Genomic DNA, 22,661 nt, shown 5'->3' on the forward strand with positions numbered 1-22,661 from the left:
TCGCCGGTCAGCGAAGCCTTCCATCTATCGTTATTTAGTGAACAATTTCCGCTCCATATGGGTTAAAAACTCATAACCATCTGGCGTTACAACAATTGTATCTTCGATTTGGAATCCACCAGCACCTAGCTCGTAATACGGTACCTCAACACATAACACCATACCGGGCTCCAGTATACGCTGGTCCCCAGGGGAGAGGGTTATATCGTCGTACAGTTCCAACCCGATGGCATGTCCGACATGCTGACGTCGGTAATGTGGAATCCCTTCACGCTGTACGCGAGATACTGCCGCATGGAATACTTCCGACGCCTTGACGCCAGGGCGCACCGTTTCAAGTGCCGTCTCCCATCCACTTTTGACCGCAGCAAAATGTTTTTTCATCCAAGCGGTAGGCTCCCCTGCAACAACCGTGCGGCCCGTATCTCCCCAGTATCCTTCCAGCTGCAGGCAAAGATCGAAACGGACCTGATCTCCAACCTCAATCATATGAAAATAATTTTCGATGAGTGGTAGCGCACTACGTGGCCCTGCCCCTACCGCTGTCATTGCCGGAGTTCCACCCGCTCTCATCACAGCCAGACGATAATGATCGGCAAGTTGCTTCTCATGAACACCTGCTGCAATCAGGTCAATTAGTTCCTGCTCAATCCGTTCATTTAATTGGGCAGCCTGACGAAGTTGCTCGATTTCGAAAGGTGTCTTGACCAGACGGATTTCTCGGAACAACTTATATGCGGGAATTACCGGTCTTTCAGGAACCTCCTCCTTGATTCTAGCCAGAATATCGGGAGCGATCCGCATCTCATCGATTCCAATCGGCTGATCTTCGATCTCAAGCTGTTTTAATGCAGCCTTGAGTGCTTCAACAGGACCTGGATGAATAACCGTCGTTTGGAGGAGAGAATAAAAGAGATCAATGTCGTCAGTGGAAGGTTTGCCTTCAATTGAACCTTCTACGAAGAAATCACTATAGGCAAATATATCCACCCCTGTGATACCGAATTGGGCCACAACGCCTAACCGATTCGTTGGAATGACGATACAAGGCTTAGCAGATCTGTCGGCAGGTAAAACAGCATAAATCTGCATGGTCCAGTTGCTTGCACGTAGCTGAGACCCGATGACATAGTGAATGTTCTCTGGAGTTGTTGCGATCAGGGCGCTTAGCCCTTGAGCTTTCATCACTTCTTCCGCCCGGTCCCGGTTCAGACCTGAGCTATGGGATAGATGCAGTGAATTATTCATTTTGATCCAGACCTCCTTTTGTTTTCCTGCGACCAAACAAACTTTCAAGTCCTGGTACAGAGCGCAACACTAGTTTAATCGTCATAAACAGAGCCAGCGCAAAAGCGATCAGAACTACAGACACAACAGCAATTGTTGGGTCCTGCCATTTTTCCATATACAGGAATAGCTGTATTGGCAACGTGTAGCTGTCCTGACGGAGCAGCAACAGAGCAGCCTCTACCTGATCGAAAGTGAAGACAAAAGCGATTGACCCTGACAGAAGCAGGGATAGTCGGAGCTGTGGCAACGTAATTGTGAAAAAAATGCGCATCGGCCCTGCGCCAAGGTCCGCGGCAGCTTCCCGATGAGCCGGGTGCAGATTGGCTAACGCACTGCCCACAATAGTGAGCACAAATGGAAGCACAATGACCGCTTCACCCAAAATAAGTGCAAACAGTCCACCAGCAATATGCATTTTCGAGAATAAAATCAGGTATGCGATACCCAGCGTAATTTTTGGCATAACCATCGGAGATACAAAAAATGCCCTTAAGATACCCGAACCCGGGAAAGGGTATTGCACGATTGCTAATGCAGCAAGCGTACCTGTAATCAAAGCCAGCAGAACCGCCCCTGTAGAAGCAATAAGGCTGTTCTTGAATGCATCGAGAAACTGGGTCTGCTCACTCAGATTGGCATACCATTTCAAGGTGAGACCTTCCGGGGGAAATTTGCTGGCTGAACCTGAGCCTACAGATGTCAACATAATCATCAGCAGTGGCAGCAGCAAATAAATCGCTACGGCGCCCACAAAGATGTAGAGCAACAGCTTGGTGCCCCTGTTCGACTTAACCATACGCCTGACCTCCCTTATGGGAACGACGGAACATCAGCATTTCTGCTCCTTTATTCACAAGCAACGAGACAACAATGGAAGACACAAGTAAAAACAGGCTGGCAACCGCAGCCATCGGCCAGTTGGTGTCCAAGGTTCGCTGATATATAAACACCGGAAGTGTCATGACTCTTCCCCCACCGATCAGTTGAGGTGTGGTGAAGGCGGTGAGGCATAGCGTGAACACAATCTGCACCCCGCTTGCAATACCTCTTGCCGATAAAGGCAGGGTAATGGTCAGGAATGTTCTCCAGCTGCCCGCCCCCAGATCCTGAGCAGCTGCCTTTAAGGAAGCGTCACTTTGGGACAGTACATTCAAGATCGGAAAGACCATAAACGGCAGGAAAATATGGACAAGGGCCACGACAACACCTGTCTCGTTGTATATCATGCTGAATCCTTCCTCGGTTAGCCCCAGACGGATGAACAGCCAGTTCATGAAGCCCTGTTTGGACAACAAAAGCTGCCATCCGTAAGAACGCACAACGGCACTGACCAGTAGCGGAAGAAACGTGAGCAGCAGCAACAATTGCTTCATGCCAGGCTTCTTTAGACCCGCAATGCAATAGGCCAGCGGATAGGCAAGCAGAAGACTCCATAGCGTAACCTTGAAGGCAATGCGAAACGTTGTGCCAATCAGCTTCCAATAATAAGGGTCGGACAGAAACGCACGATAAGCTCCTAAATCCCAGCCCCGAATAAGCTTTCCATTCTCATACATATCAAAGCTATATCTGCCAAAGATCAGCAACCCACCCAGATACACGATGCCCATCAGAGCAAGCGCAGGCAACAGAAGCAGTAACCGGGTTACCCATGTGCGGTTTCCAAAGGAATACAGATTCACGATCCGTTCCGCGATCCGGTTCATATTCTTGCCCCCTGTACACGGTCATCAATGGGTTCGGATAACAAGAGCGCGTCCTCTGGATCAAAGCCAACCTGTATTGGCTCACCTGGACTATAACGTGAGGTTCCCCGCTGATGCAGCACACAGGCCTGAACTAGAAAACCCTCAGCAATCTGCACGTTGTATCGAATATTTGCTCCGCCATACACCGCTTCAATCACGTGTCCATCCAGCTTGTTCAGGCAATGAGTTGCATCTTCTCCAAGTCGAATATACTCATTGCGGATTGATAAGGAATGTCGTGCTCCCGCTTTCGGTACAGCATTGCCATCACTGACTTTCACCAGCAATGGCTTGCCGAAGCATTCCACCCGAATTCCATTCACATCATGTCCCAGTACTTCCGTCTCAAAGAGATTGGTATCTCCAATAAACTTGGCCACGAAACTATCGGTCGGTCTTTCATAGATTTCATCAGGGGTTGCGTATTGCAGCAGCCTTCCATCGCGCATAACGCCAATTCGGTCAGACATATTCATGGCTTCGCTCTGATCATGCGTTACAAAGATAAACGTTCCGCCGAATTCACGCTGGATGCGTTTCAGTTCACGCTGCATATCGAGACGCAGCTGCATGTCCAATGCAGAGAGAGGTTCATCAAGCAACAGCACTTCGGGTCTGTTTATCAGTGCGCGAGCAATGGCGACGCGTTGGGCCTGACCCCCGGACAGCTCGGATACAGCACGCCTGCCATAGTCTCCGAGCTGGACCAGATCAAGCATTTCACCTACCTGCCGTTGGATATCGGCTTTTGGTAACTTCTTCACCTTTAGCCCATAGGCAATGTTGTTGAATACATCCATATGAGGGAACAGCGCAAGCTGCTGAAAAATCATATTGCTATTGCGTCCATAAGCCGGGATGCCAGTAACATCCCGACCTCCCAGCATAATGGTGCCCTGATCCGGCTGCTCAAGTCCGCCAAGCATGCGCAGCAGTGTTGTTTTGCCACAGCCACTCGGACCAAGCAAGGAAACGAATTCGCCCTTTTTCACTTGGAGTGTTACTTGATCAACGGCGGCTCGCTCACCATAAGTTTTCGTGACTTCCCTTGTTTCAATGGATATGGTCTCTTGTCCGCTGCTCATCTCTGATTCCCTCCCATCCATTCCGGGTTCATAACAGAACCCGGAATGGTTGTGTGCCTGGCAACAATCGTTTTATTGAAGTTTTGTTTTCACGAGGCGGTCCCATAGTTCCTTCCAGGAAGAACTGTTCTGTGCAAGCACATCCCAGTCTGGATTAATGCCGTTACTTTGCGTTTCGACGGAGAATGAAGGATCATCCTTGTACTTGTCCGGAACTGCAGCTGTCGTACTGGTTACTGGCGTACCCGTTGCTTCTGCATATTGTGACAGCGCCTCTGCGCTCAACAACTCGTTAATAATTTCATTTGCAACACGTGCCTGCTCAGGTGTTGAGCCCTTCACTACCTGAAGTGTGTACGGGAAGGAGATGGCACCTTCGCTCGGATATGCTACGGCCAGTGGAGAACCGCCATCAATCCATGTCTGTGCAACCTGTGCACTGAATGGGGCAATGAGCGCATCACCAGACTCCAGGAGTGCCTTCAGCTGATCATTGGATGAAACCAATGTGCCAATCTGGTCACTGCGATCTGCCCAGAACTGGAAGGCTGGCTCGGGATTTTCATAGGATGCGCCAATCTCTTGACCTTTGGTAGCAATAAGTGGGGAGATATAGGAATAGAACATGTAGTCCCAGAGCGCCGTTTTTCCTTTGAACTCCTCGTTATCCCATAGATCGTTCCAGCTGGTAGGCGGCGTTTTCACTAGATCTTTGTTATACACCAAGGCAAAGCTCGAAACGCCCCAAACCACACCTTTATTGTCTGGCTTGTGGAAGGACTCCGGAATATCCTTGATATTGGTCACGATGCTGGTATCCAGTGGCTCCCACATGTCATCATTCAATCCTTTTGCCGTCGCATCTGCATTGAAGTAACCGAAGTTAACCACCGGATTGTTGGCATCAGCCTGCTTGCCTGCGACCATCTTGGGGTACATTACCGAATTGGAGGATTCCTCAAAGGTGACTTCAACGTTGGGATGTTCGTTCACATACTCGGCAACCACTTCTTTCGGAACGACATCCTGATTGGAGCCAGCCCAGATAAACATCGTCAGCTTAACTTTGTCTCCGCTTGCTCCTGAAGAGTCGGTCTCTCCGGCAGTATTACTTGAGCTGCCTGCTCCACCGCAGGCGGAAAGCACCAATGTACCAGCCAGTGTTAGAGAGGCGAGGCTGAGAAAGCGTTTTTTGTTGGATTTGAACATGCAAATTCCCCCATCCATGTAGTTGGTTTTACCGATAAGACAGAACTAGATAGTCTCCATACACTTGATCAATGCAACCCTATTTGCTGGCGTAAACCTTCCATAATGTCGGATATCTCCCGTGGATCTACAGATAGGGAATCCTTATACTTCTCCTCTACAACGCCCATGGTCTGACGCTTCAGATAGTCTCTTAGTGCAAGCGGAGCATTCAGCAAGGCCTGATTCAGTGTTACCTGCATCTCATCGCTCCATATGTCTTCAAATTGCTCCCGCGCCTTGCCAAAGGCGAATTCCTCCTGCTGCCGTGGTCGCTTGGCTCGCATTTGTTCGGTATCGCTCTCGTTCAGCTCCAGGTCGTCAATCACAACACCGTATAAATCAAGGGCTTTCTCCGGGGATACTAGTCCACTTCTTACATCCTCCAGAACTAGGCGTGGTTCACGTTCAAGTGGATCACCATATCCGCCTCCGCCTTGCGACAGGAACGTAACCGTTTCTCCAGGTTGAAGCAGCAGCTCATCAATTCTTCCCAGATGATGCTCACTTGCACGTCCAGCATTAAGAATCGCTTCTCCATGTGAACCTACGCCACCACCGAGCCTGCCCCAGGGCTGGAACTCCATACGCTCCATGTTTCTGGCCGTCATCACCGTATCCGGTGTTAGAATTCTGACGCACAGGTCAATCCCGCTTCCGCCACGGAAGGTTCCTGCACCCGCCGAGTCAGCACGAAGACCATAATGCTCAATCAACACAGGCATCTCGGATTCCACCGTTTCCGCAGGAATATTCCGAAGATGACCGACCGCAAAATCCATGCCATCAATGCCGTCTTTCATCGGCCTAGCTCCCGAACCTCCGCAGATCGGCTGAATTACGCCCACCTTTTTCTTGCCATCGGATGCATCTGTCATCGCCATCATGACAATGCAAGCTTGTCCAGCTCCTGCCGCGGGAACCATGCTGCCCTGAGCTTTCCCTAGTGCTCCCGTGATAACGTCCATCAGCCGGATAAAGGTCGCAGCACGTGCCCCAACTGCTGCCATCGGCTCCGGGTTAAGTACGGAAGCAGGCGGCGCGTAATTTCGCACCATGCGAATCATGCCCGAATTCCACGGAATTGTCGGATCGAGCGTACGGAAATAACGAATGAGTGCGGGCACCAGCATGTAATGCCCCTGTTGGTTGTGGGTAGGAATGTTGAATGAAGCCCTGACCTGAGGATCGGTGCCGCTAAAGTCCAGATGAATGTCACTGCCTGCAATCGTCATTTTGCAGCGTAACCGAATAGGATATCCCCCTGGTCCTTTCTCCAGATAGTCCCAGAAGTCATAGGAACCGTCCGGGATATCCTGCACGATAACACGTGCCTTCAGCTCTGCATATTCCAGCAATTGTTCGATGCCCTGTTGAATTTTTTCCACGCCATAACGTTGTATGAGATCCTCGAGCCGCTGCTCTCCCCGATTCAATGCAGCCATAAGCGCTTTGAGATCACCGAGATTTTGCTCCGGAATTCGGCTGTTGTCCATAAACATTCGCAGGATCTGCTCGTTGAGAACACCAGCTTCATACAGCTTGACTGGTGCAATTCGAATGCCTTCCATATGAATATCGTAGGCGCTGGGAGATACGCTCCCCGGTACCTTGCCGCCCACATCGGATGAATGGACAAAGCACATGCCGTAAGCAATGATTCGCCCTTCGTGAAAATAAGGCTTGATGAGATGAATGTCTGGAAGGTGTGTGACCATGCCTTTGGTGGAATAAGGATCATTACATATGACGAGATCCCCTTCTTTCCAGTCTTCTATACTGTTAATGGTCGCAGCAGCAGGGATGCCCAGGGACAGATTGTAACCCGTCTCCAGCGGCGATCCGAACGTTTCCCCGGATGGAGATAAGAGGTAGGTTCCAAAATCGCCAGTTTCTTTGACAAAAGCGGTGAATCCTGTGCGCAGAACAACATTTGCCATTTCTTCCACGGCAGCTTGAATTCGGTTGTTAAAAATCTCAAGAAAGACCTTGTCACCGATCATGCTTCCACCTCCCCAATCACGTTCCCATGCACATCCCGGTATACCTTATATCCTGGCGGAATAAAGATCGTTGTATCATATTCCTCCACAATAATGGGCCCGGGGATGGGGGCATCCACCGATGGAATTTGTCCCCTTTTCAGTACCTTGGCAATCTGCTGTACATGGTCAAAGGTGATGAGCCTTTCTTCCGCTACACTCTCATCAAATGGCAAATTTGCCGGATCTACCGTGTTATGGGTAGGTAAAACACCAACAATGGTCGCTCTGAGACTTACAAACATGACCTCTGCCTCTGGCTGACTAATGCCAAACACGTTTTGGTAAGACGTATGGAATTTAATCCCTGCCTTCTTGGGATCTTCAATTTCTTCCAATGTCAGCGTGACCTCAAGATCAAAGGCCTGTCCCTCATATCGCATATCCGCACTGTATAGGCAATAAATATTGTCCAACTTGACACCACCACGGGCTTCCTCATCAATCCAGCTACGTCCCTGGTTTTCCAATTCAGCAAAAAGAGAGCTTAATTCACCAGACTCCAGAGTCTGGGTACTTTTGTGTAACGTATGAACGAAATCATTGCGGAGATTGGCGACCGTGCAGCCCATGGCACACAGTGTTCCCGGAGATGGCGGTATCAGCACTCTGCCGATACCTACCTCGCGTGCCATCAGAAAAGCATGCATCGGGCCTGCTCCACCATATGCGAGCAACGTAAAATCGCGGGGATCAACGCCCTTGCGAGCCATGAGGGGAGAAAACTGGGCATACATATTGGCGGTTGCCACATCAAGAATGGCTTGCGCAGTCTGTTCGGCATTCAGTCCAAGCTTCTCTCCCAGATTGCCCAGAGTACACTCTGCAAGTTCGGGATACAGACGCATTTGTCCGCCAAGGAAACGGTCAGCATGCAGGATACCGAGCTGTAGATAGGCATCTGTGGTTGTCGGCTCTTCTCCCCCGCGCTGATAACATGCCGGACCGGGATTGGCTCCCGCGCTGCGTGGCCCGACCTTGAGTACGCCTACGGAATCAAGCCAGGCAATTGAACCACCACCAGCTCCTATAGCCGTTACATCAACAGCGGGAATGATGACAGGAAAATCTCCAACCTTGTTCTCAGAAGAATAACTCGGTTCTTTGTCAATAAGGGCGACATCAACGCTTGTCCCACCCATATCAAATGTGATGACCTGATGAATGCCCGCTCGTTCAGCAATATGGGTCGCGGCGATTACACCGGAAGCAGGCCCGGACAGCAGCGTACGTACCGGCTCATTAGCCGCTCTGGCAGCCGTCATAATTCCACCGTTGGACATGGTCGACAGCAAGTTGGCTTTGAGGCCGTATGCCTGAATCCCTTCTTGCAGACGCAGGAAGTAAGACCCCATCCGTTCACCTACATAAGCGTTCATGGCCGTTGCGAGTGTTCGTTCGAACTCACGCTGTTGTGGCCAGATGGCGCTGCTTCGGCAGATGAACAGTTGCGGATAACGTTCCCTGATCAGATCTTCTGCAAGCTGCTCATGAGCAGGATTCACATAAGCATGTAAAAAGCTAATCGCCAAAGCGGTAACGCCATCCTCCACCAGCTCATCCACCGATTGCAACAGTTGTTCCTCATTCAGTGGCTGGAGTATGCCTCCACTCGCAATGACCCGTTCATCGACTTCCTTAACGCGATGTCTCGGTACTAGCGCATCGGTCTTGTCACCATACAGATTGGTTGTATCCTCAAGTCGCAACCGGCGGATTTCAAGAATGTCACGGAATCCTTTAGTGACCAGCAGACCTGTAACTGCGCCATTTCGCTCAATCAACGTGTTGACGCCAAGCGTTGTTCCATGCACAAACAGATCAATCTCATGAATATTCACGCCACTCGCCTTCAACTGATCAAGTGCGTTAAAAATCGCCTGTTCAGGAGCTACTGCAATCGATGGCGTCTTCAGCGCCGCAATCACCCTGCCCTGATGGTCCATCACCAGCGCATCCGTGAAAGTACCTCCGATATCTATGCCTAAACGGTAGATTGTGTCCACAAGCTCAACTCCTTTATCACCGGGTCTGTTTCTAAGGAATGTTATTGGTTTTGCATGGCGAAATAACGTTTGACATCATCGATCATTTGGTTGATATGATTCACCATTGCCGCTTCAGCCTGCTCCGGAGAGCCCGCTACAATAGCATCCAGAATCTGCTGATGATCCACAACTAATTCACTTCCTACTCTCCGGCGAATATACGCTGTTTCCAGAAAATCGCGGCTTGTCTCCCATACCAGTTCAACCGCATGCAGAAGAATTTGGTTTTGCGCAGCATAAGCCAGCAATCTGTGAAACTCCCGGTCCTCCTCGTATGGTATAATATTCTTGGAAAGCAATTCATGCTGGTTGTTAATCGATGCTTGCAACAGTACTATGTATTCTTTCGAGGCACGCTGTGCTGCCAGGGAAGCGATTTCTCGCTCAAGTGCCCTTCTGGCAACGAGAACATCTAGCAGAGCCTTTTCCCCGGAATGGTTCAGCATCTGAATTAACTGTGAGTTCACGCTTTGTTGCTGCAAATCTTTTTCCAACGTCTTCATTCGATCCAGACCCTGTTCGGTCAAAGTTCTTCCCTTGCGACCTTCCAGAACTGTAAAACCTTCAACATCCATCTCCATAAGTCTTCTTCCGATGGTTGCCTGACTCAGACCATACGTTTTGCCCAAAGTATGAACCAACGTACTGGCCCCGATGGGAGCGTTAGCGTCTCGAAGCTGCTTCAGCAGTTCGTATTCCAACTCCATTTCGTTTAGCTCAGGACCCACTGATTTCACCCCTCTTAGATACTTAATTGTTTTTAATCTTCTATCTTATTGTTGTTACTCACTGATGATTAACGTTAGTATACCTTGCAGACATCACAATTTCAACAATTCTCATCAAAATAGTGCGAATTATTTCTTCAGCTATACTCTGCGCCTTTCTATTTCAAAATTCAAATTAAAAAAGAGCATTTCACATCCTTTATTCCAGCGTTTATCTGGAGGATGCAATCTGCCCTTAAGGTATCAGGACTTGAGTTGTTGCAGTAACTGCACGCGGTAGGCTTCACTTTCAAGGGATTGAATTTCCTTATATTCTTCAGCAGTTAACACTTTGGGCTCCCCCGCTGCCTTGGCGATCATATATACCTTCGCGCTTTCTTCCACCACTTGGGTGCGGTAATAGGCTTCGCGGAGGTTTTTACCGGTCGTAACCAATCCGTGATTGACGAGAATGAGTGCCGTATGTTCTTCTACCTTTGCTGAGACTGCATCGGCAAGTTGTTTCGTCGTTGGCAGAACGTATGGAACAAATCCGATATCGCCCACCAAAGCGGACTGATCAGGGAACAAGTGTGGCAATTCATCGAAAACGAGACTAAGTGCGATCGTATATGCCGGATGCGTATGCACAATGGCTTGGATATCAGGATTCACACGATAACTGTACAGATGCATTAATACTTCGGAAGAAGGACGTGTTGTTCCCGCACGAGTCTCTCCTGTCTCGATATCAATGGCGATCCATTCGTCAGGCTCCAGATCCTCAAGTGCATAACCGCTCGGAGACAACAACATCGTTCCCCCAGAGCGAGCGCTCAAATTCCCACCGGGTCCTACAACCAACCCTTGGGCAACTGCTCTACGTGCATACTTCGTCAACTCTTCCCTTACTTGCTCTTCAGACATGTTGCTCTCCACTCCTCATACTTTTCTTTGTAGCATTTTCGTCAATGCTCATTGCATTGAATCTGTTCATTACCTTTTGATTTGATTCAGACTTTGGTAGCTTTCATAAGCTTCCTGCCACAGCTCTGTATCCTCAGGCTCATAGGTCTCGGGGGAAAAGGAAGCAGCCATGACCTCCCGTACCTCGGCCAAGCTACTCACTTCTCCATGCGCAAGGAATTGCAGTATGCAATTCCCGGCTGAAGTCGCCTCTGCCGGGCCTGCCACCACCGGGACACCGGCTGCATTGGCTGTAAACTGGCATAATAGTCGATTGTGTACACCACCACCAACCATATGAATGACACGAGGTCTTGTACCTGTAACCAACTGCAATTCATCCAGCGTCTGTCTGAATTCCAGTGCAAGACTTTCCAGAATGCAGCGTACAATCGCTCCAGTCGTTTTGGGTACAGTCTGTCCGGTGAGACTGCATTGTTGCCGTATTCGTTCAGCCATATTTCCTGGCGCCAAATACACGCCATCTCCCAGCGATACATAACTTTGATGCGGCGTTGCCAAGGTAGCCAGTTGAATCAGTTCTTCATGTGTAAAAAGTTGATTCTCCCGCTCCCACTGTCGTTTGCATTCCTGTAGCAGCCACAAGCCTGAACGATTTTTCAGGGTGCGTACTTTTCCACTTACCGTCCCTTCATTGGTGAATCCGAGTGTACGACTTCGGTCATCCAATACAGGTGTATCACGCTCCACCCCCATAAGAGACCAAGTACCACAGCTGATAAAAGCAAAATCCGAATCCATTGCAGGAATCGCTGCCAAGGCAGATGCGGTATCATGTGAGCCCACAGAGACTACCTGCATCGGTCCAGTCCGTAACTCGGCGCACAACTCATTTGTTAAATCGCCCAGCACGGTACCCGGTTGAACGAGCTTTGGAAATAATGTTTCCGGAATACCGAGACGCCCGATCAGGTGTTCATTCCAACGCGCCTCGCCTGCATGCAACAGCCCGCTGGTACTTGCAATCGTATACTCACAAGCCTGCTGACCGGATAGATAATAGTGAAATAAATCCGGCATAAATAACATGCGCACATCCGTACGCAAACCTTCGGCCTGCTCTCGTACACTGCCTAGCAGTTGAAATACTGTATTGATCTGCTGCGGCAAAACGCCGGACATGGCATACAGTTCTTCATCTTTCACCATGTGCAGAACTTCTTCCATCCACTGTGCGTTGCGTGCTTCCCGATAGTGACGTGGGTTCGAGCACAACCTTCCCGCACCATCCACCAGTCCATAGTCCACTCCCCACGTATCCACTGCTATAGAACGGACCGATGGAGAGACGCCTTGCGTCCCTTTCACAATGCCTTGTTTTAATTCATGAAAAAGTCGTAAGAAATCCCAATACAATCCGTCCCCCAGCTGCACGGGTTCGTTGTTGAATCGATGCACTTCTTGTAACGAGAGTCTGTTTCCATCAAAAGAACCCCGGACTACGCGTCCACTACCGGCACCGTAATCGGCAGCAAGCACATGTGTTGCTTGATCGCCCATTCTTTCAAGCCTCCTTAACTCTTCGCGATAAGCCGTATTCGAGTTCTGAGCACAGCTTTCAAGAGAAAGCCATGTTAACTCATCTCACAAGGAACATGGCGTTTGACAGGAATGAAACTTTATTCTAACGATACAACGGGCCAAACACACTGCAAGCACGGTAGTCTGCACTCTCCGGCTCACTTGTGCCGAACAATCCCCATGCACGCGGACGGAAAATTTCCGTTTCAGGTACATTATGCATATTTACCGGAATGCGAAGCATGGAAGCAAGCGTAATCAGATCAGCACCGATGTGTCCATACGAGATGGAGCCATGGTTGGCGCCCCATTGATTCATGACTTCGTATACGGAAGTAAACGCTCCCGCTCCGGTTAGAACAGGTGCAAACCAGGTGGATGGCCAGGTTGGATCTGTCCGCTGATCCAGCGTATCATGTACATCTTCAGGCAGATCGACCGTGTAACCCTGAGCGATTTGCAGCACTGGTCCCAGTCCTTTGACCAGATTCAGACGTGTCATCGTTACAGGCATGCCGCCTTTGGTCAGAAAATCCGCTGAATAGCCGCCCCCGCGGAAATACTCTACGGATGCCGGTCTCCACGATGTTGCTTTCAGGCAGTCCTGAACTTCTTCATCTGTAATTTCCCAGAATGGCTTGAGTACAGGCTTACCATCTCTGGACTGTTGTCCAGTGCCATCCAAGGCTGCCGAACCAGAGTTGATTAGATGCAGAATGCCATCCTTTGCGTTTCCTTCCAACTGGTGCCCCGTCACACGCTGTACCGAATCCGGACTCCAATACGTACGCACATCAGCGAAGATCTGTGCCGTATGCGTCAGCAGCGAACCGAATAACATCGATACCCCGTTCAGGCTGTCATTCTCCGTTGCAACCAAATAAGGCGCACGTTTGCCATTCCAGTCAAAGGAAGAGTTTAATATCGACTCCAGAAAATCTCCGTTAGGTGAATGATCCGTCCACTGCCGTTGTCCCTGGAAGCCGGATACAATCGCGTGGTGACCCATCGACTCCTCTGTAAAACCAAGCTCTGCCAATCTTGGGTTGCCCGCCATCAAGTCACGCACGATTTGGGTCATTTTCACAACGGTTTCCCATTCGTACTCTTTGCGTTTGCGATCCGTTTGCAGATGGGCAGCGTTGTTGTCCGGACCTTCGCTACAATTCTCCTTCACCCAGGCCAGTGCGAGCTTATACTCCTCGGGGTCGTAGATTTCTTCTTCGATACGACGAGTGAGTTCACTCATATCCACGTATTCATTACGCATGCCCAGATACTCCTGGAAAAATGAATCGTTCACAATTGAGCCTGCAATCCCCATGGATACTGATCCAATAGACAGATAGGCTTGCCCTTTCAAGGTCGCGGCTGCAAGTCCCGCACGGCTGAACCGGAGCAATTTCTCACGCACGTCATCGGGAATCGTTGTATCCCCGCCGTCCTGAACATCCTCTCCATAGATTCCAAAGGCAGGAATCCCCTTCTGTGCATGAGCAGAAAGTACCGCTGCCAGATAGACTGCACCCGGACGTTCAGTCCCGTTAAACCCCCAGATAGCAGTAGGAATGGATGGTGACATATCCATCGTTTCCGTACCATAACACCAGCACGGTGTCACGGTGATCGTTACGCCAACGTTGGAACGACTGAATAGTTCTGATGCTGCGGCCGCTTCGGCCACTCCGCCAATACAGGTCTCGGCCACAACACATTCCACCGCGGACCCGTCAGGATAACGCAGTTCGGCTGCAAGCAGTTCCGCAACAGATGTCGCCATCCGCATCGTTTGCTCTTCCAGTGACTCCCGAACACCCTTGCGTCTTCCATCAATCGTGGGACGAATACCAATCTTGGGGAAAGCCTGTTTATAACGATAATCCTGGTGTGTCATACTGGAATGTCCTCCTTCAAATCGTTTCATAGGATTTGGGTTGAATTGAGAAACCTTCTGTCTGATTCATATGCATTGATTGGAATGAAATAATGACGGAAATACAACCGATACCCGAATGGTATACAAGAGCTGCATACACAGATTGCCAAGAGCCTTATTTTAGTTTGAATACGTTTACATATTTAAAAAAATAACAATAAACCATTTCATTAATTAGCTATGTTTGTAGTTCCTCTATTCAAGAAAATGGAACGTGCATGAGCGAATTCAACGAAATGGTTTATGTAGTAAAGACGTTCAGAACCCTTTAGGGTTATCGGTAACCCTAACATAGCATGAGCCTATCTTGCTGTCAATTGGCATTATCCTATAGAATGGTAAGACTATGTTGCGGAAAGGTTAGATTCTAATGATTACCATTTACGATATTGCCAAAAAAGCCAACGTCTCCGCCATGACGGTCTCCAAGGTCATTAATCATACAGGCCGTATAAGTTCCGCGACACGTGAACGTGTGCAACAGGTGATCGACGAACTGGGTTACATCCCGAACTCCAATGCACGCAGCCTTGTGCTTCAACGAACCCAGATGCTCTCCCTGCTTATTACGGATATTACCAACCCTTTTTATACAACACTGGCGCGTGGTGCTGAAGATGCAGCCCATCTTCGTGGGTACCGTCTTTTATTCGGCAATAGTGACGAGGATTACAATAAGGAAAAGGATTACGTGGATGCAATTCTGTCTACTCGTGTGGATGGTGTACTCTATGCCCCTGCGGGGGATCGTTCTCTGCCTCATCTGAAACAGCTGCAGGAACGTCACATTCCGTTTGTCTTTCTGGACCGCACCGTACCTGGTATTACCTCAGATATTATTGCCGGAGATAGCCGGGAAGGCGCGATTGAGCTGATCCGATATCTGGTGCAATTGGGTCACCGGCGCATTGCACTGGTCAATGGTTCTTCGGAGGTTTCTACCGCCAGACTGCGGGAGGAAGGTTATATAGCGGGTTTACGTGAGGCCGGAGCTGATATTGATCCCGAGCTTGTCCTTCGAACCGGGTACCGGGATTTCAGCGATGAAGAGGGACTTGATCGACTGCTCTCTCAACCGGATCAACCAACAGCCATTTTTGCCGCCAACAACATGCTGGCGATTGGGGTCATTCGGCTTTTGCGCAAACGGGGACTGCGTGTACCAGAAGACATTTCTGTTGTGTGTTTCGACGATCTGGATCTGGCTTCTGCTTTTGATCCTTTTCTGACTGTAGCTGCACAGCCAGCATATGACTTTGGGTTTCAAGGCGTACAGATGCTGATTGACCGAATTGAGGGAAAAGCCCCTTCCGAAGCCCAAACCGTCATTCTACCGTCAGAACTGCGCATACGTGCTTCAGCTGCTGCTCCACGTGAGCAAGAATAGAGTTAAGCACGTGAGTTGACTAAATATTATCGTGTAAATGATTAGTCCCACTTATCTAGATTAGGTCCTGTTCAAATTCGAAAAATATAAAACATGAACAGGGTGCACCGGAGATTATGCTCTGGCTGCACCCTGTTTTACATTCATTCGTTGAAAAGATCCTTCGTTCGAGCCGTTTGGTTCGTCTGTTTCATTCAGGCTCGTCGTTTCCTTCAGTTCCATACATGCCGATATTTCTACCGCTCAGACTGTAATGCAAGAGCGACCTCACGAACAAGTCCCGGGAACCAGTCCATCAGAGCTTCGAACGTATATCCCGCTTGTTCTGCCTTGGTCGTCTCCATCGTCCATGATTGCTCAATTCCGAAGGGTGACATGTCCTCTTTCACCGTTTCCGTGAGGATCTGGGACTGCATACCCGTGACCGTCTCGATCAGATGTATCATGGCTGACAGCGTAATCGCACCCTTGGAAGCTGCATTCACCGGACCGGTAATGGACGAATGTCCAAGCCAAGCGAGAAATCTTGCCGCTTCTGTGGAATTGATAAATCCAATCTCTGCATCCGGATTTGGCATGCCGATCGGTTTTCCTTTTTGCACATGTTCAATATGAAAATGAAGTCTTCTCGTATAATCATCAATCCCGAGTACAATGGGAATGCGCATCGCCACAACCGGGAAATTCGCTTCCTGGAAAAATACAGCCTCCGCAAGCCGTTTGCCTTCTCCATACGAAAAATCCTCTGCACTTCCATACTGCAATGGATATGTATACGGGTCAAAATCCGTTTCCTTAAATCCAGGTCTGGGATCACCGTACACCGAGAGTGTGGATGTCAGAACGTATCTTTTGGTGCGTCCTGCAAAAGCTTCACATGCCGCTTTCGCCGCATCTGGGGAATAACAGATATTGTCGTACACGACATCCCACATGTCTGTCTGTGCAACCTCTGCCAGAGATTCCGGGTCTTCACGATCCATCTTGATTCGGTTTACTTCGGATCCAAAGTCAACATCCGTTTTACCACGAGTTGCGACTGTGATCTGAGACTTCCCTTCCCACAGCAAGTGATCCACGAGACGTTTACCGAAAAAACGTGTACCCCCAAGTATAAGTACTTTATTCATCCAAAAAACCTCCTATCATGTTCGATTATGTTTAACAATTTGAAGCATGGTGTGAGCATTCCGTTGAAACTCATATGAAGTTGGTTCTTCGGATACCGTGCATCCACGCTCTTGGAGTATTAATTTTAATTCATCCATGTGCTTGTAACGTTCACCAGACAGATCCACTGTTGGAAAAATGCGAACCTCTTGTTTGGTCACACGCAGCAACTCCATTATGGTTGCAACATGAAAATCAACATCCAATCGATCCGCATACGTAAACAGGAAATGGGCGGATAACGTCAGATCGAATTGTTCATCGGCAAAGGGTAGATCCGGGAGCACAGACGCCACATAACGGTCAGGAAACATTCTCATATCTGCGATGCAATCTGTGATGGCACGAGTTCGTTCTTCCTTTAACCCCTGGATTGATCCAAATTGATCCCACACATATATCCCTTGCACGGGTTCCATCTGTTTCATCGTATGCTCAATGTCCTGAAATCCCTTTACTTCAAGCTCGTCGATCTCGTATTCGTAGGCAATATCTACGGCCACGGGATCAGCACCCAACTTGCGCGCCTGGCTACTGAACGAACACGCTCCACCCGGACAATCCAGAATAGACTTGCCATTAATCTCGTCCACCGTCAGGTTGAACATCTTCATATATTCTTCGAAGGTTCTTCCTATGAAAACGATCTGTGACAGTTCCAAACCTCCAGAATCATTGGAGTGCTGATCTTCTCTGCTGTTATTCTTCTCTTCTCTACTGTTGCTCTGCTCATCTCTGCTCATCTCGTCTCAGCTTCCTTTCCTGCGCTTGAATCAATCGTTAGGGAACACAAGCCCAATCTGCTTCCGAATCTGATCCATAACCTGCATCGTCACATAAGAGCGTTCATACGTGTTCATGTCAGACTCCTTTTGGCCCTGCTCAACCAGATTCACGAACTCCTCCACTTCATAATACATCGCCGGATGGTTTTGTTCGACTGTGAGCTGCTCCACCGTACCGTCATTGTAACGTATCTCTGCATGTTCCGGTGAGCCAATCTTGTCAATGATGATGCTGCCCAGCTCACCCATGATTTCGCTTGGTAAATGAGAGTTGGAGATTTTGGAGTATGTAACGACCGCATCCATCCCATCATAGTCCAGCAGCACACTACCTTGTCCATCCACGCCAGATTCCAGCATCATCGCTTGGGATTGAACCCGGTTAGGTTCACCGAACAACGTAATCAATGGATATAGACAATACACACCGAGATCCATTAACGCCCCATTGGCGAGTTCAGGCTTGAACGCATTCAGGACGATCCCCTCTTTGTACTTGTTGTAACGCGAAGAATACTGAGAGTATCCTGCTACATATTTGCGGACAGGACCGATTTTATGCAGGCTCTTCTGCACTATTTTGAACTGGGGAACAAGGGTCGATTTCATCGCTTCCATGAGCAGAACCTCGTGTTCTCGTGCTGTATCGATCATACTCCGAACTTCGGCGCTATTTGCAGCCAGAGGTTTCTCGCACAATACATGTTTACCGTTTCTCAGAAAAAGCTCAGCCTGCTCCGCATGAACCGTATTCGGTGTTGCGATGTAGACTGCATCAATCACATCACTTGCCGCCAACTCTTCCAGATCGGTGAATCGGTGTTCAACATCATATTTATCTGCAAATGCACTAGCCTTATCTTCAGTTCTGGAATACACAGCGGTCAATTTGAATCCTTCAACCTGTGCTGCCGCTTCCAGAAGCCTTTCTGTAATCCAGTTGGTACCCACTACGCCAAAACGAACCATGCCTACCTACCTCTTTCATCTATAAATTTCATTTGAGATATAAACCACTCCATCTTGTATATTGTAGCTCATATTTCGTTCAGATTGAAGGAAGGTACTTTATCTCCAAATATTGATATCTTGCTTTTTAAGTTAGAACTTCGTCAATCCCTTCGAATCAAGGGTATAATTAGAGATGAGGTGATCACCGTGGAAAGTCGAGATCAAGATCGCATACTGCCCGAATCTATAGATGAAAAATACTGGCACGCCATCATCCACAACGATAATTCTTATGATGGAACGTTCTTTTACGGTGTGCAGACAACGGGTATCTTTTGCCGACCTTCCTGTAAGTCCAGAGCACCCAAAGCTGAAAATGTGCTGATATTTCAACATGTTGAAGAAGCATTGGCACGAAAGTTCAGACCCTGCAAACGTTGTAAACCTACAGGCGAGCGGGTACCTGATCAGGAGTGGATATACGGGATCACGGATTACATCGAACATCATTACGCCGAACCTCTAACCTTGGATGTCCTTGCCACTGTAAGTCATGGCAGTCCTTATCATCTGCATCGTGTGTTCAAGCGGATTACAGGCCGCACACCGGTTCAATATATTCAGGATAAACGAATTACCGAAGCCCGGAAGTTGCTTGAACATACCGGACTTACCGTCACCGATATTGGCCGCCATGTCGGTATACCTAACTCAGCTTATTTCATTACTGTATTTCGCAAACACACAGGTCTCACACCTGCACACTACCGCGAAAGGCATGAGAACTTATGAAGACAAATCTTACTTACAAAGTACCCAAAACGTTACTCAACAAGGGGACAGGGTTCCTTAATGGCTATACACATACACTGAATCCTTACACAGGATGCGCCTTCGGTTGTTCTTATTGTTATGTCAGACAGATGCCTGTCTCCCTATTTCGTAAAGAGGATTGGGGGAGCTGGGTGGATGTAAAACAAGAGGCCTCCCGGGTGTTCGCCAAAGAGTTGCAGCGTGCCCAGACCAAAGGGAAAGTCACTCTGTTCATGTCATCCAGTACCGACCCGTATCAACCCGCCGAATACAAGGAGTGTATCACGCGTTCATTGCTTGAAACCATGTTACAGCATCCGCCCGATTTTGTATTAGTCCAGACCCGCAGTCCACTCGTTACCCGGGATATAGATCTGTTACAACAGTTAGGTGACCGGGTTCGGGTCAGTATCACGGTGGAGACAGATCTGGACGATATGCGGAAGCATTTCAGTCCTTCCGCTCCCCCAATTGCAGGCCGATTACGTGCACTAGAACAGTTGCGGGATGCCGGAATACCCACGCAGGTTGCGATTGCTCCCGTATTACCCAGCAGTGAACAGTTTGCAGCCATCTTGAGACCTCTGGTTCAGCGTGTATGCATTGACGATTATTTCATGGGTGATGGCAGTGAGGGCAAGCGCACCCGGCGGCTCGGCATGGAGTCGCTTTATCAGCAAGTGGGGATGGAACATTGGTACCATCCAGATGCGTATCAGACTGTAGTTCAGTGGATGAAAAACGTTTTTGCCGAAGATGAGATCTGGATCAGTCAGGCGGGATTTGAGCCCTAATGGCTATATAAGATGAACTAAAGAATATTTACACTGGACACTCCAATGACCGAACAACCTTCCGATCGCTGTTATCTCCAATTTTTTCGATTTAATAAAAAATAGCCCCTTTCCTTGTTTGAAGGAAAAGGGGCTGTTCGTTATGACATAAGCAATAATAGCTATTATTTATCCAATGTATACAATGGCAGATCCACTGGCAATGCAGCTGGGCGCTGACACGAGCTTTTCATCTGGTAGAACGTCTGCTCATCTGATGAATCGTGGAATGCCCACATGGCCTCAAGTACGTGGTATGCCAGTTCCCCACTCGCACGGTGTGCACGTCCACTATGTGCTGCATAGGCCATATCTGCCACACCGATGCCGCGTGTATTTTCCTGATATCCTGGGAGAAGCGGAACTTCCGTCCATTCATGTTCGCCTAACAAACGGTAACGAACGGGACCCCCGAAGGTATTGGGGTCAGGTACCTGCAATGTACCGTGCGTGCCATATATCTCAATCGGTGGCAATGCACTTCCGCCAAATACGTCAAAACTTGTAATCAGTGTGCATATGGCTCCCTGTTCAAACTGTAACAGACCGGTAACGTGAGTAGGAATTTCGACGGGAACCGTCTGACCTCTCTTTTTCTCACTCGTAATCGTCCGCTCTTCCATTGCTTTACCTGTCATACCTGCGATCGACTTGATCGGTCCCATTAGTTGAACCAATGCCGTAAGGTAGTATGGACCCATGTCAAACATTGGCCCACCGCCTGACGCGTAATAAAACTCCGGATCTGGGTGCCAGTGCTCATGACCACGGCTCATCATAAATGCGGTCGCCGCCACCGGCTTGCCGATTACCCCTTCTTCCACCAATTGAAGTGAAGTCTGGATACCTGAACCAAAGAACGTTTCTGGTGCACAGCCCACAAGCAATCCTTTACGCTTCGCTGTTTCGAGCACGGCCTGCCCTTCTTCACGGGTAACCGCGAGCGGTTTTTCTACATAAACATGTTTGCCAGATTCAAGTGCCCGCAAGCATACATCCGCATGAACGGAAGGAATCGTCAGGTTGATGATCAGCTCAATCTCGGGATCAGCCAAGATTTCGTCGACGCTGTATACGTTAGGCACGTTATAGGCTGCTGCCTGCTCCTCGGCACGTTTCCGGTCGAGATCCGCAACAGCAACAAGTTCCAGCACCTCGAACCGGTGACAGTTTTCCATATAAATACCGCTGATTTTACCGCAGCCAATAATGCCTACTTTCATTGTTTTCATACCTGGGGCTCCCTTCGCCGTGGATCAGAAATGGTTTATCCATTGAGGATGAATGGTTAACACTGAAGTTACGTTTGCAATCAAACTATAATCTCATTAGTTCTGGTTGTCCGCCATACCTGTGTACACTTCAGTTGCTGAACTTACTCGACTCTTGGCAAGCTCTTTGCCTGCTGCTGTCCATTTAAAACCACTGCGCATCATTTCAGTCACGGGTTTCATGTCTACAATGTCTGCATGGTGTCCCAGGGAGTTGTAGAATACCCGCCCTTCGCCCCAGCGTTTCGTCCAGACAACAGGCATATCTACAGGACCATTCGCCGCATGCGGACCAGCCACCACTGGGAAACGAGTTGTTGCCAGCACTTCCACTGCCGGGTCTACGTGCAGGTAGTACTGTTCACTTTTCACCTGAAAATCTTCGATATGATCCAATAACGGGCTAGAGCCACGCTTCATGTTCACCATATACTCCACACCATCATTGCCTGGATGAGCAACCCATTGTCCACCCGTCATAAACTGCCAGTCTACGTTATTTCGGAAAGCATCACACATCCCGCCATGAAGACCAGCCAAGCCCACACCACTCTGAACAGCCGCTGATACGTTATTGACGAGTTCTTGCTCAATCTGTCCCATTGTCCACAACGGCACGATCAAATCCAGACCCATCAGCTTCTCTGCATCCGCATAAGACTCCAACGTATTCGAGACTTCAACCTCAAACTGTTCTTCCTTCAAAATACGCTCAAATATCGCTGCTACCTGCTCCGGTTCATGTCCATCCCAGCCGCCCCATACAATCAGTGCTTTACTCATCGTTTATTCACTCGCTTTCGCCTAGTTTTATGTGTTCAACCTTATTTCTGACGTCA

Annotated in this window: 19 protein-coding genes; 3 read left to right on the top strand and 16 right to left on the bottom strand. The window is 48.9% G+C overall.

Features of this window, described 5'->3' with window-relative positions:
• Positions 1 to 30 precede the first annotated feature (30 nt).
• From C161_RS25945 to C161_RS25995, 11 genes are all read right to left on the bottom strand, one after another.
• Complete coding sequence (locus C161_RS25945; protein ID WP_036673734.1) at positions 31 to 1,248, bottom strand: M24 family metallopeptidase; 1,218 nt, start codon at positions 1,246 to 1,248, stop codon at positions 31 to 33.
• On the bottom strand, positions 1,241 to 2,086 hold the full coding sequence (locus tag C161_RS25950; RefSeq protein WP_036673735.1) for an ABC transporter permease: 846 nt from the start codon (positions 2,084 to 2,086) through the stop codon (positions 1,241 to 1,243). The genes C161_RS25945 and C161_RS25950 overlap by 8 nt, the downstream gene beginning before the upstream one ends.
• Entirely contained in the window at positions 2,079 to 2,996 is a 918-nt protein-coding gene (locus tag C161_RS25955) for an ABC transporter permease (RefSeq protein ID WP_036673736.1), read from the bottom strand. Before C161_RS25955 ends, C161_RS25950 begins: the two co-directional genes overlap by 8 nt.
• On the bottom strand, positions 2,993 to 4,123 hold the full coding sequence (locus C161_RS25960) for an ABC transporter ATP-binding protein (protein WP_036673737.1): 1,131 nt from the start codon (positions 4,121 to 4,123) through the stop codon (positions 2,993 to 2,995). Before C161_RS25960 ends, C161_RS25955 begins: the two co-directional genes overlap by 4 nt.
• A 72-nt stretch (positions 4,124 to 4,195) precedes the next feature.
• Complete coding sequence (locus tag C161_RS25965) at positions 4,196 to 5,332, bottom strand: ABC transporter substrate-binding protein (RefSeq protein WP_036673739.1); 1,137 nt, start codon at positions 5,330 to 5,332, stop codon at positions 4,196 to 4,198.
• A gap of 68 nt (positions 5,333 to 5,400) precedes the next feature.
• The gene (locus tag C161_RS25970; protein ID WP_036673740.1) at positions 5,401 to 7,374 is read right to left on the bottom strand and encodes a hydantoinase B/oxoprolinase family protein; all 1,974 of its coding nucleotides are present in this window, start codon (positions 7,372 to 7,374) and stop codon (positions 5,401 to 5,403) included.
• A complete protein-coding gene (locus tag C161_RS25975) occupies positions 7,371 to 9,419 on the bottom strand; it encodes a hydantoinase/oxoprolinase family protein (RefSeq protein ID WP_036673741.1) in 2,049 nt (682 codons plus the stop codon). The genes C161_RS25970 and C161_RS25975 overlap by 4 nt, the downstream gene beginning before the upstream one ends.
• Positions 9,420 to 9,460: 41 nt before the next feature.
• Positions 9,461 to 10,189 carry an FCD domain-containing protein gene (locus C161_RS25980; RefSeq protein WP_235193939.1) on the bottom strand — a complete coding sequence of 243 codons (729 nt, stop codon included), beginning with the start codon at positions 10,187 to 10,189 and terminating at the stop codon, positions 9,461 to 9,463.
• Positions 10,190 to 10,432: 243 nt separating this feature from the next.
• Positions 10,433 to 11,095, bottom strand: a complete 663-nt coding sequence (locus tag C161_RS25985) for a class II aldolase/adducin family protein (protein WP_036673742.1) — start codon at positions 11,093 to 11,095, stop codon at positions 10,433 to 10,435.
• Positions 11,096 to 11,164: 69 nt separating this feature from the next.
• Positions 11,165 to 12,655: a rhamnulokinase gene (locus C161_RS25990; protein WP_036673743.1), complete on the bottom strand. Its 1,491-nt coding sequence runs from the start codon at positions 12,653 to 12,655 to the stop codon at positions 11,165 to 11,167.
• 124 nt (positions 12,656 to 12,779) lie between these two features.
• Complete coding sequence (locus C161_RS25995; RefSeq protein ID WP_036673744.1) at positions 12,780 to 14,570, bottom strand: L-fucose isomerase; 1,791 nt, start codon at positions 14,568 to 14,570, stop codon at positions 12,780 to 12,782.
• A 412-nt stretch (positions 14,571 to 14,982) separates the two neighbouring features.
• Here C161_RS25995 and C161_RS26000 point away from each other — a divergent pair, with 412 nt between their 5' ends.
• On the top strand, positions 14,983 to 15,999 hold the full coding sequence (locus C161_RS26000) for a LacI family DNA-binding transcriptional regulator (protein ID WP_036673745.1): 1,017 nt from the start codon (positions 14,983 to 14,985) through the stop codon (positions 15,997 to 15,999).
• A gap of 236 nt (positions 16,000 to 16,235) precedes the next feature.
• Here the strand turns inward: C161_RS26000 and C161_RS26005 are convergent, their stop codons facing one another.
• Genes C161_RS26005 through C161_RS26015 form a run of 3 tightly spaced genes read right to left on the bottom strand, consistent with a single transcriptional unit; the run spans position 16,236 to position 18,923 of the window.
• Positions 16,236 to 17,129 (bottom strand): NAD-dependent epimerase/dehydratase family protein, encoded by an 894-nt coding sequence (locus tag C161_RS26005; protein ID WP_036673746.1) that lies wholly within the window; start codon positions 17,127 to 17,129, stop codon positions 16,236 to 16,238.
• Positions 17,130 to 17,144: 15 nt separating this feature from the next.
• Positions 17,145 to 17,912: an SAM-dependent methyltransferase gene (locus C161_RS26010; RefSeq protein ID WP_084650489.1), complete on the bottom strand. Its 768-nt coding sequence runs from the start codon at positions 17,910 to 17,912 to the stop codon at positions 17,145 to 17,147.
• A 30-nt stretch (positions 17,913 to 17,942) separates the two neighbouring features.
• Positions 17,943 to 18,923, bottom strand: a complete 981-nt coding sequence (locus tag C161_RS26015) for a Gfo/Idh/MocA family protein (protein ID WP_036673747.1) — start codon at positions 18,921 to 18,923, stop codon at positions 17,943 to 17,945.
• A 189-nt stretch (positions 18,924 to 19,112) separates the two neighbouring features.
• Here C161_RS26015 and C161_RS26020 point away from each other — a divergent pair, with 189 nt between their 5' ends.
• Together C161_RS26020 and C161_RS26025 are read left to right on the top strand one after the other, a co-directional pair.
• On the top strand, positions 19,113 to 19,697 hold the full coding sequence (locus C161_RS26020; protein WP_200868514.1) for a bifunctional transcriptional activator/DNA repair enzyme AdaA: 585 nt from the start codon (positions 19,113 to 19,115) through the stop codon (positions 19,695 to 19,697).
• Entirely contained in the window at positions 19,694 to 20,512 is an 819-nt protein-coding gene (locus C161_RS26025) for an SPL family radical SAM protein (protein ID WP_036673749.1), read from the top strand. Before C161_RS26020 ends, C161_RS26025 begins: the two co-directional genes overlap by 4 nt.
• A gap of 164 nt (positions 20,513 to 20,676) precedes the next feature.
• Here C161_RS26025 and C161_RS26030 read toward each other — a convergent pair whose 3' ends face one another.
• Both C161_RS26030 and C161_RS26035 read right to left on the bottom strand, forming a co-directional pair.
• Entirely contained in the window at positions 20,677 to 21,783 is a 1,107-nt protein-coding gene (locus C161_RS26030) for a Gfo/Idh/MocA family protein (protein WP_036673751.1), read from the bottom strand.
• A gap of 96 nt (positions 21,784 to 21,879) precedes the next feature.
• The gene (locus tag C161_RS26035) at positions 21,880 to 22,605 is read right to left on the bottom strand and encodes a ThuA domain-containing protein (protein WP_036673752.1); all 726 of its coding nucleotides are present in this window, start codon (positions 22,603 to 22,605) and stop codon (positions 21,880 to 21,882) included.
• Positions 22,606 to 22,661 lie beyond the last annotated feature (56 nt).

Origin of the sequence: Paenibacillus sp. FSL R5-192 (assembly GCF_000517845.1) — a bacterium.
GTDB lineage: Bacteria > Bacillota > Bacilli > Paenibacillales > Paenibacillaceae > Paenibacillus > Paenibacillus amylolyticus.

Excerpts from the sequence above, each read along its gene's own strand:
- C161_RS25970 (WP_036673740.1), bottom strand. The coding sequence starts at position 7,374 with ATGATCGGTGACAAGGTCTTTCTTGAGATTTTTAACAACCGAATTCAA.
- C161_RS25955 (WP_036673736.1), bottom strand. The coding sequence starts at position 2,996 with ATGAACCGGATCGCGGAACGGATCGTGAATCTGTATTCCTTTGGAAAC.
- C161_RS25950 (WP_036673735.1), bottom strand. The coding sequence starts at position 2,086 with ATGGTTAAGTCGAACAGGGGCACCAAGCTGTTGCTCTACATCTTTGTG.
- C161_RS26035 (WP_036673752.1), bottom strand. The coding sequence starts at position 22,605 with ATGAGTAAAGCACTGATTGTATGGGGCGGCTGGGATGGACATGAACCG.
- C161_RS26010 (WP_084650489.1), bottom strand. The coding sequence starts at position 17,912 with ATGAGCAGAGATGAGCAGAGCAACAGTAGAGAAGAGAAGAATAACAGC.
- C161_RS25995 (WP_036673744.1), bottom strand. The coding sequence starts at position 14,570 with ATGACACACCAGGATTATCGTTATAAACAGGCTTTCCCCAAGATTGGT.
- C161_RS26005 (WP_036673746.1), bottom strand. The coding sequence starts at position 17,129 with ATGAATAAAGTACTTATACTTGGGGGTACACGTTTTTTCGGTAAACGT.
- C161_RS25945 (WP_036673734.1), bottom strand. The coding sequence starts at position 1,248 with ATGAATAATTCACTGCATCTATCCCATAGCTCAGGTCTGAACCGGGAC.
- C161_RS26025 (WP_036673749.1), top strand. The coding sequence starts at position 19,694 with ATGAAGACAAATCTTACTTACAAAGTACCCAAAACGTTACTCAACAAG.
- C161_RS25990 (WP_036673743.1), bottom strand. The coding sequence starts at position 12,655 with ATGGGCGATCAAGCAACACATGTGCTTGCTGCCGATTACGGTGCCGGT.
- C161_RS25965 (WP_036673739.1), bottom strand. The coding sequence starts at position 5,332 with ATGTTCAAATCCAACAAAAAACGCTTTCTCAGCCTCGCCTCTCTAACA.
- C161_RS25985 (WP_036673742.1), bottom strand. The coding sequence starts at position 11,095 with ATGTCTGAAGAGCAAGTAAGGGAAGAGTTGACGAAGTATGCACGTAGA.
- C161_RS26015 (WP_036673747.1), bottom strand. The coding sequence starts at position 18,923 with ATGGTTCGTTTTGGCGTAGTGGGTACCAACTGGATTACAGAAAGGCTT.
- C161_RS26000 (WP_036673745.1), top strand. The coding sequence starts at position 14,983 with ATGATTACCATTTACGATATTGCCAAAAAAGCCAACGTCTCCGCCATG.
- C161_RS26030 (WP_036673751.1), bottom strand. The coding sequence starts at position 21,783 with ATGAAAACAATGAAAGTAGGCATTATTGGCTGCGGTAAAATCAGCGGT.
- C161_RS25960 (WP_036673737.1), bottom strand. The coding sequence starts at position 4,123 with ATGAGCAGCGGACAAGAGACCATATCCATTGAAACAAGGGAAGTCACG.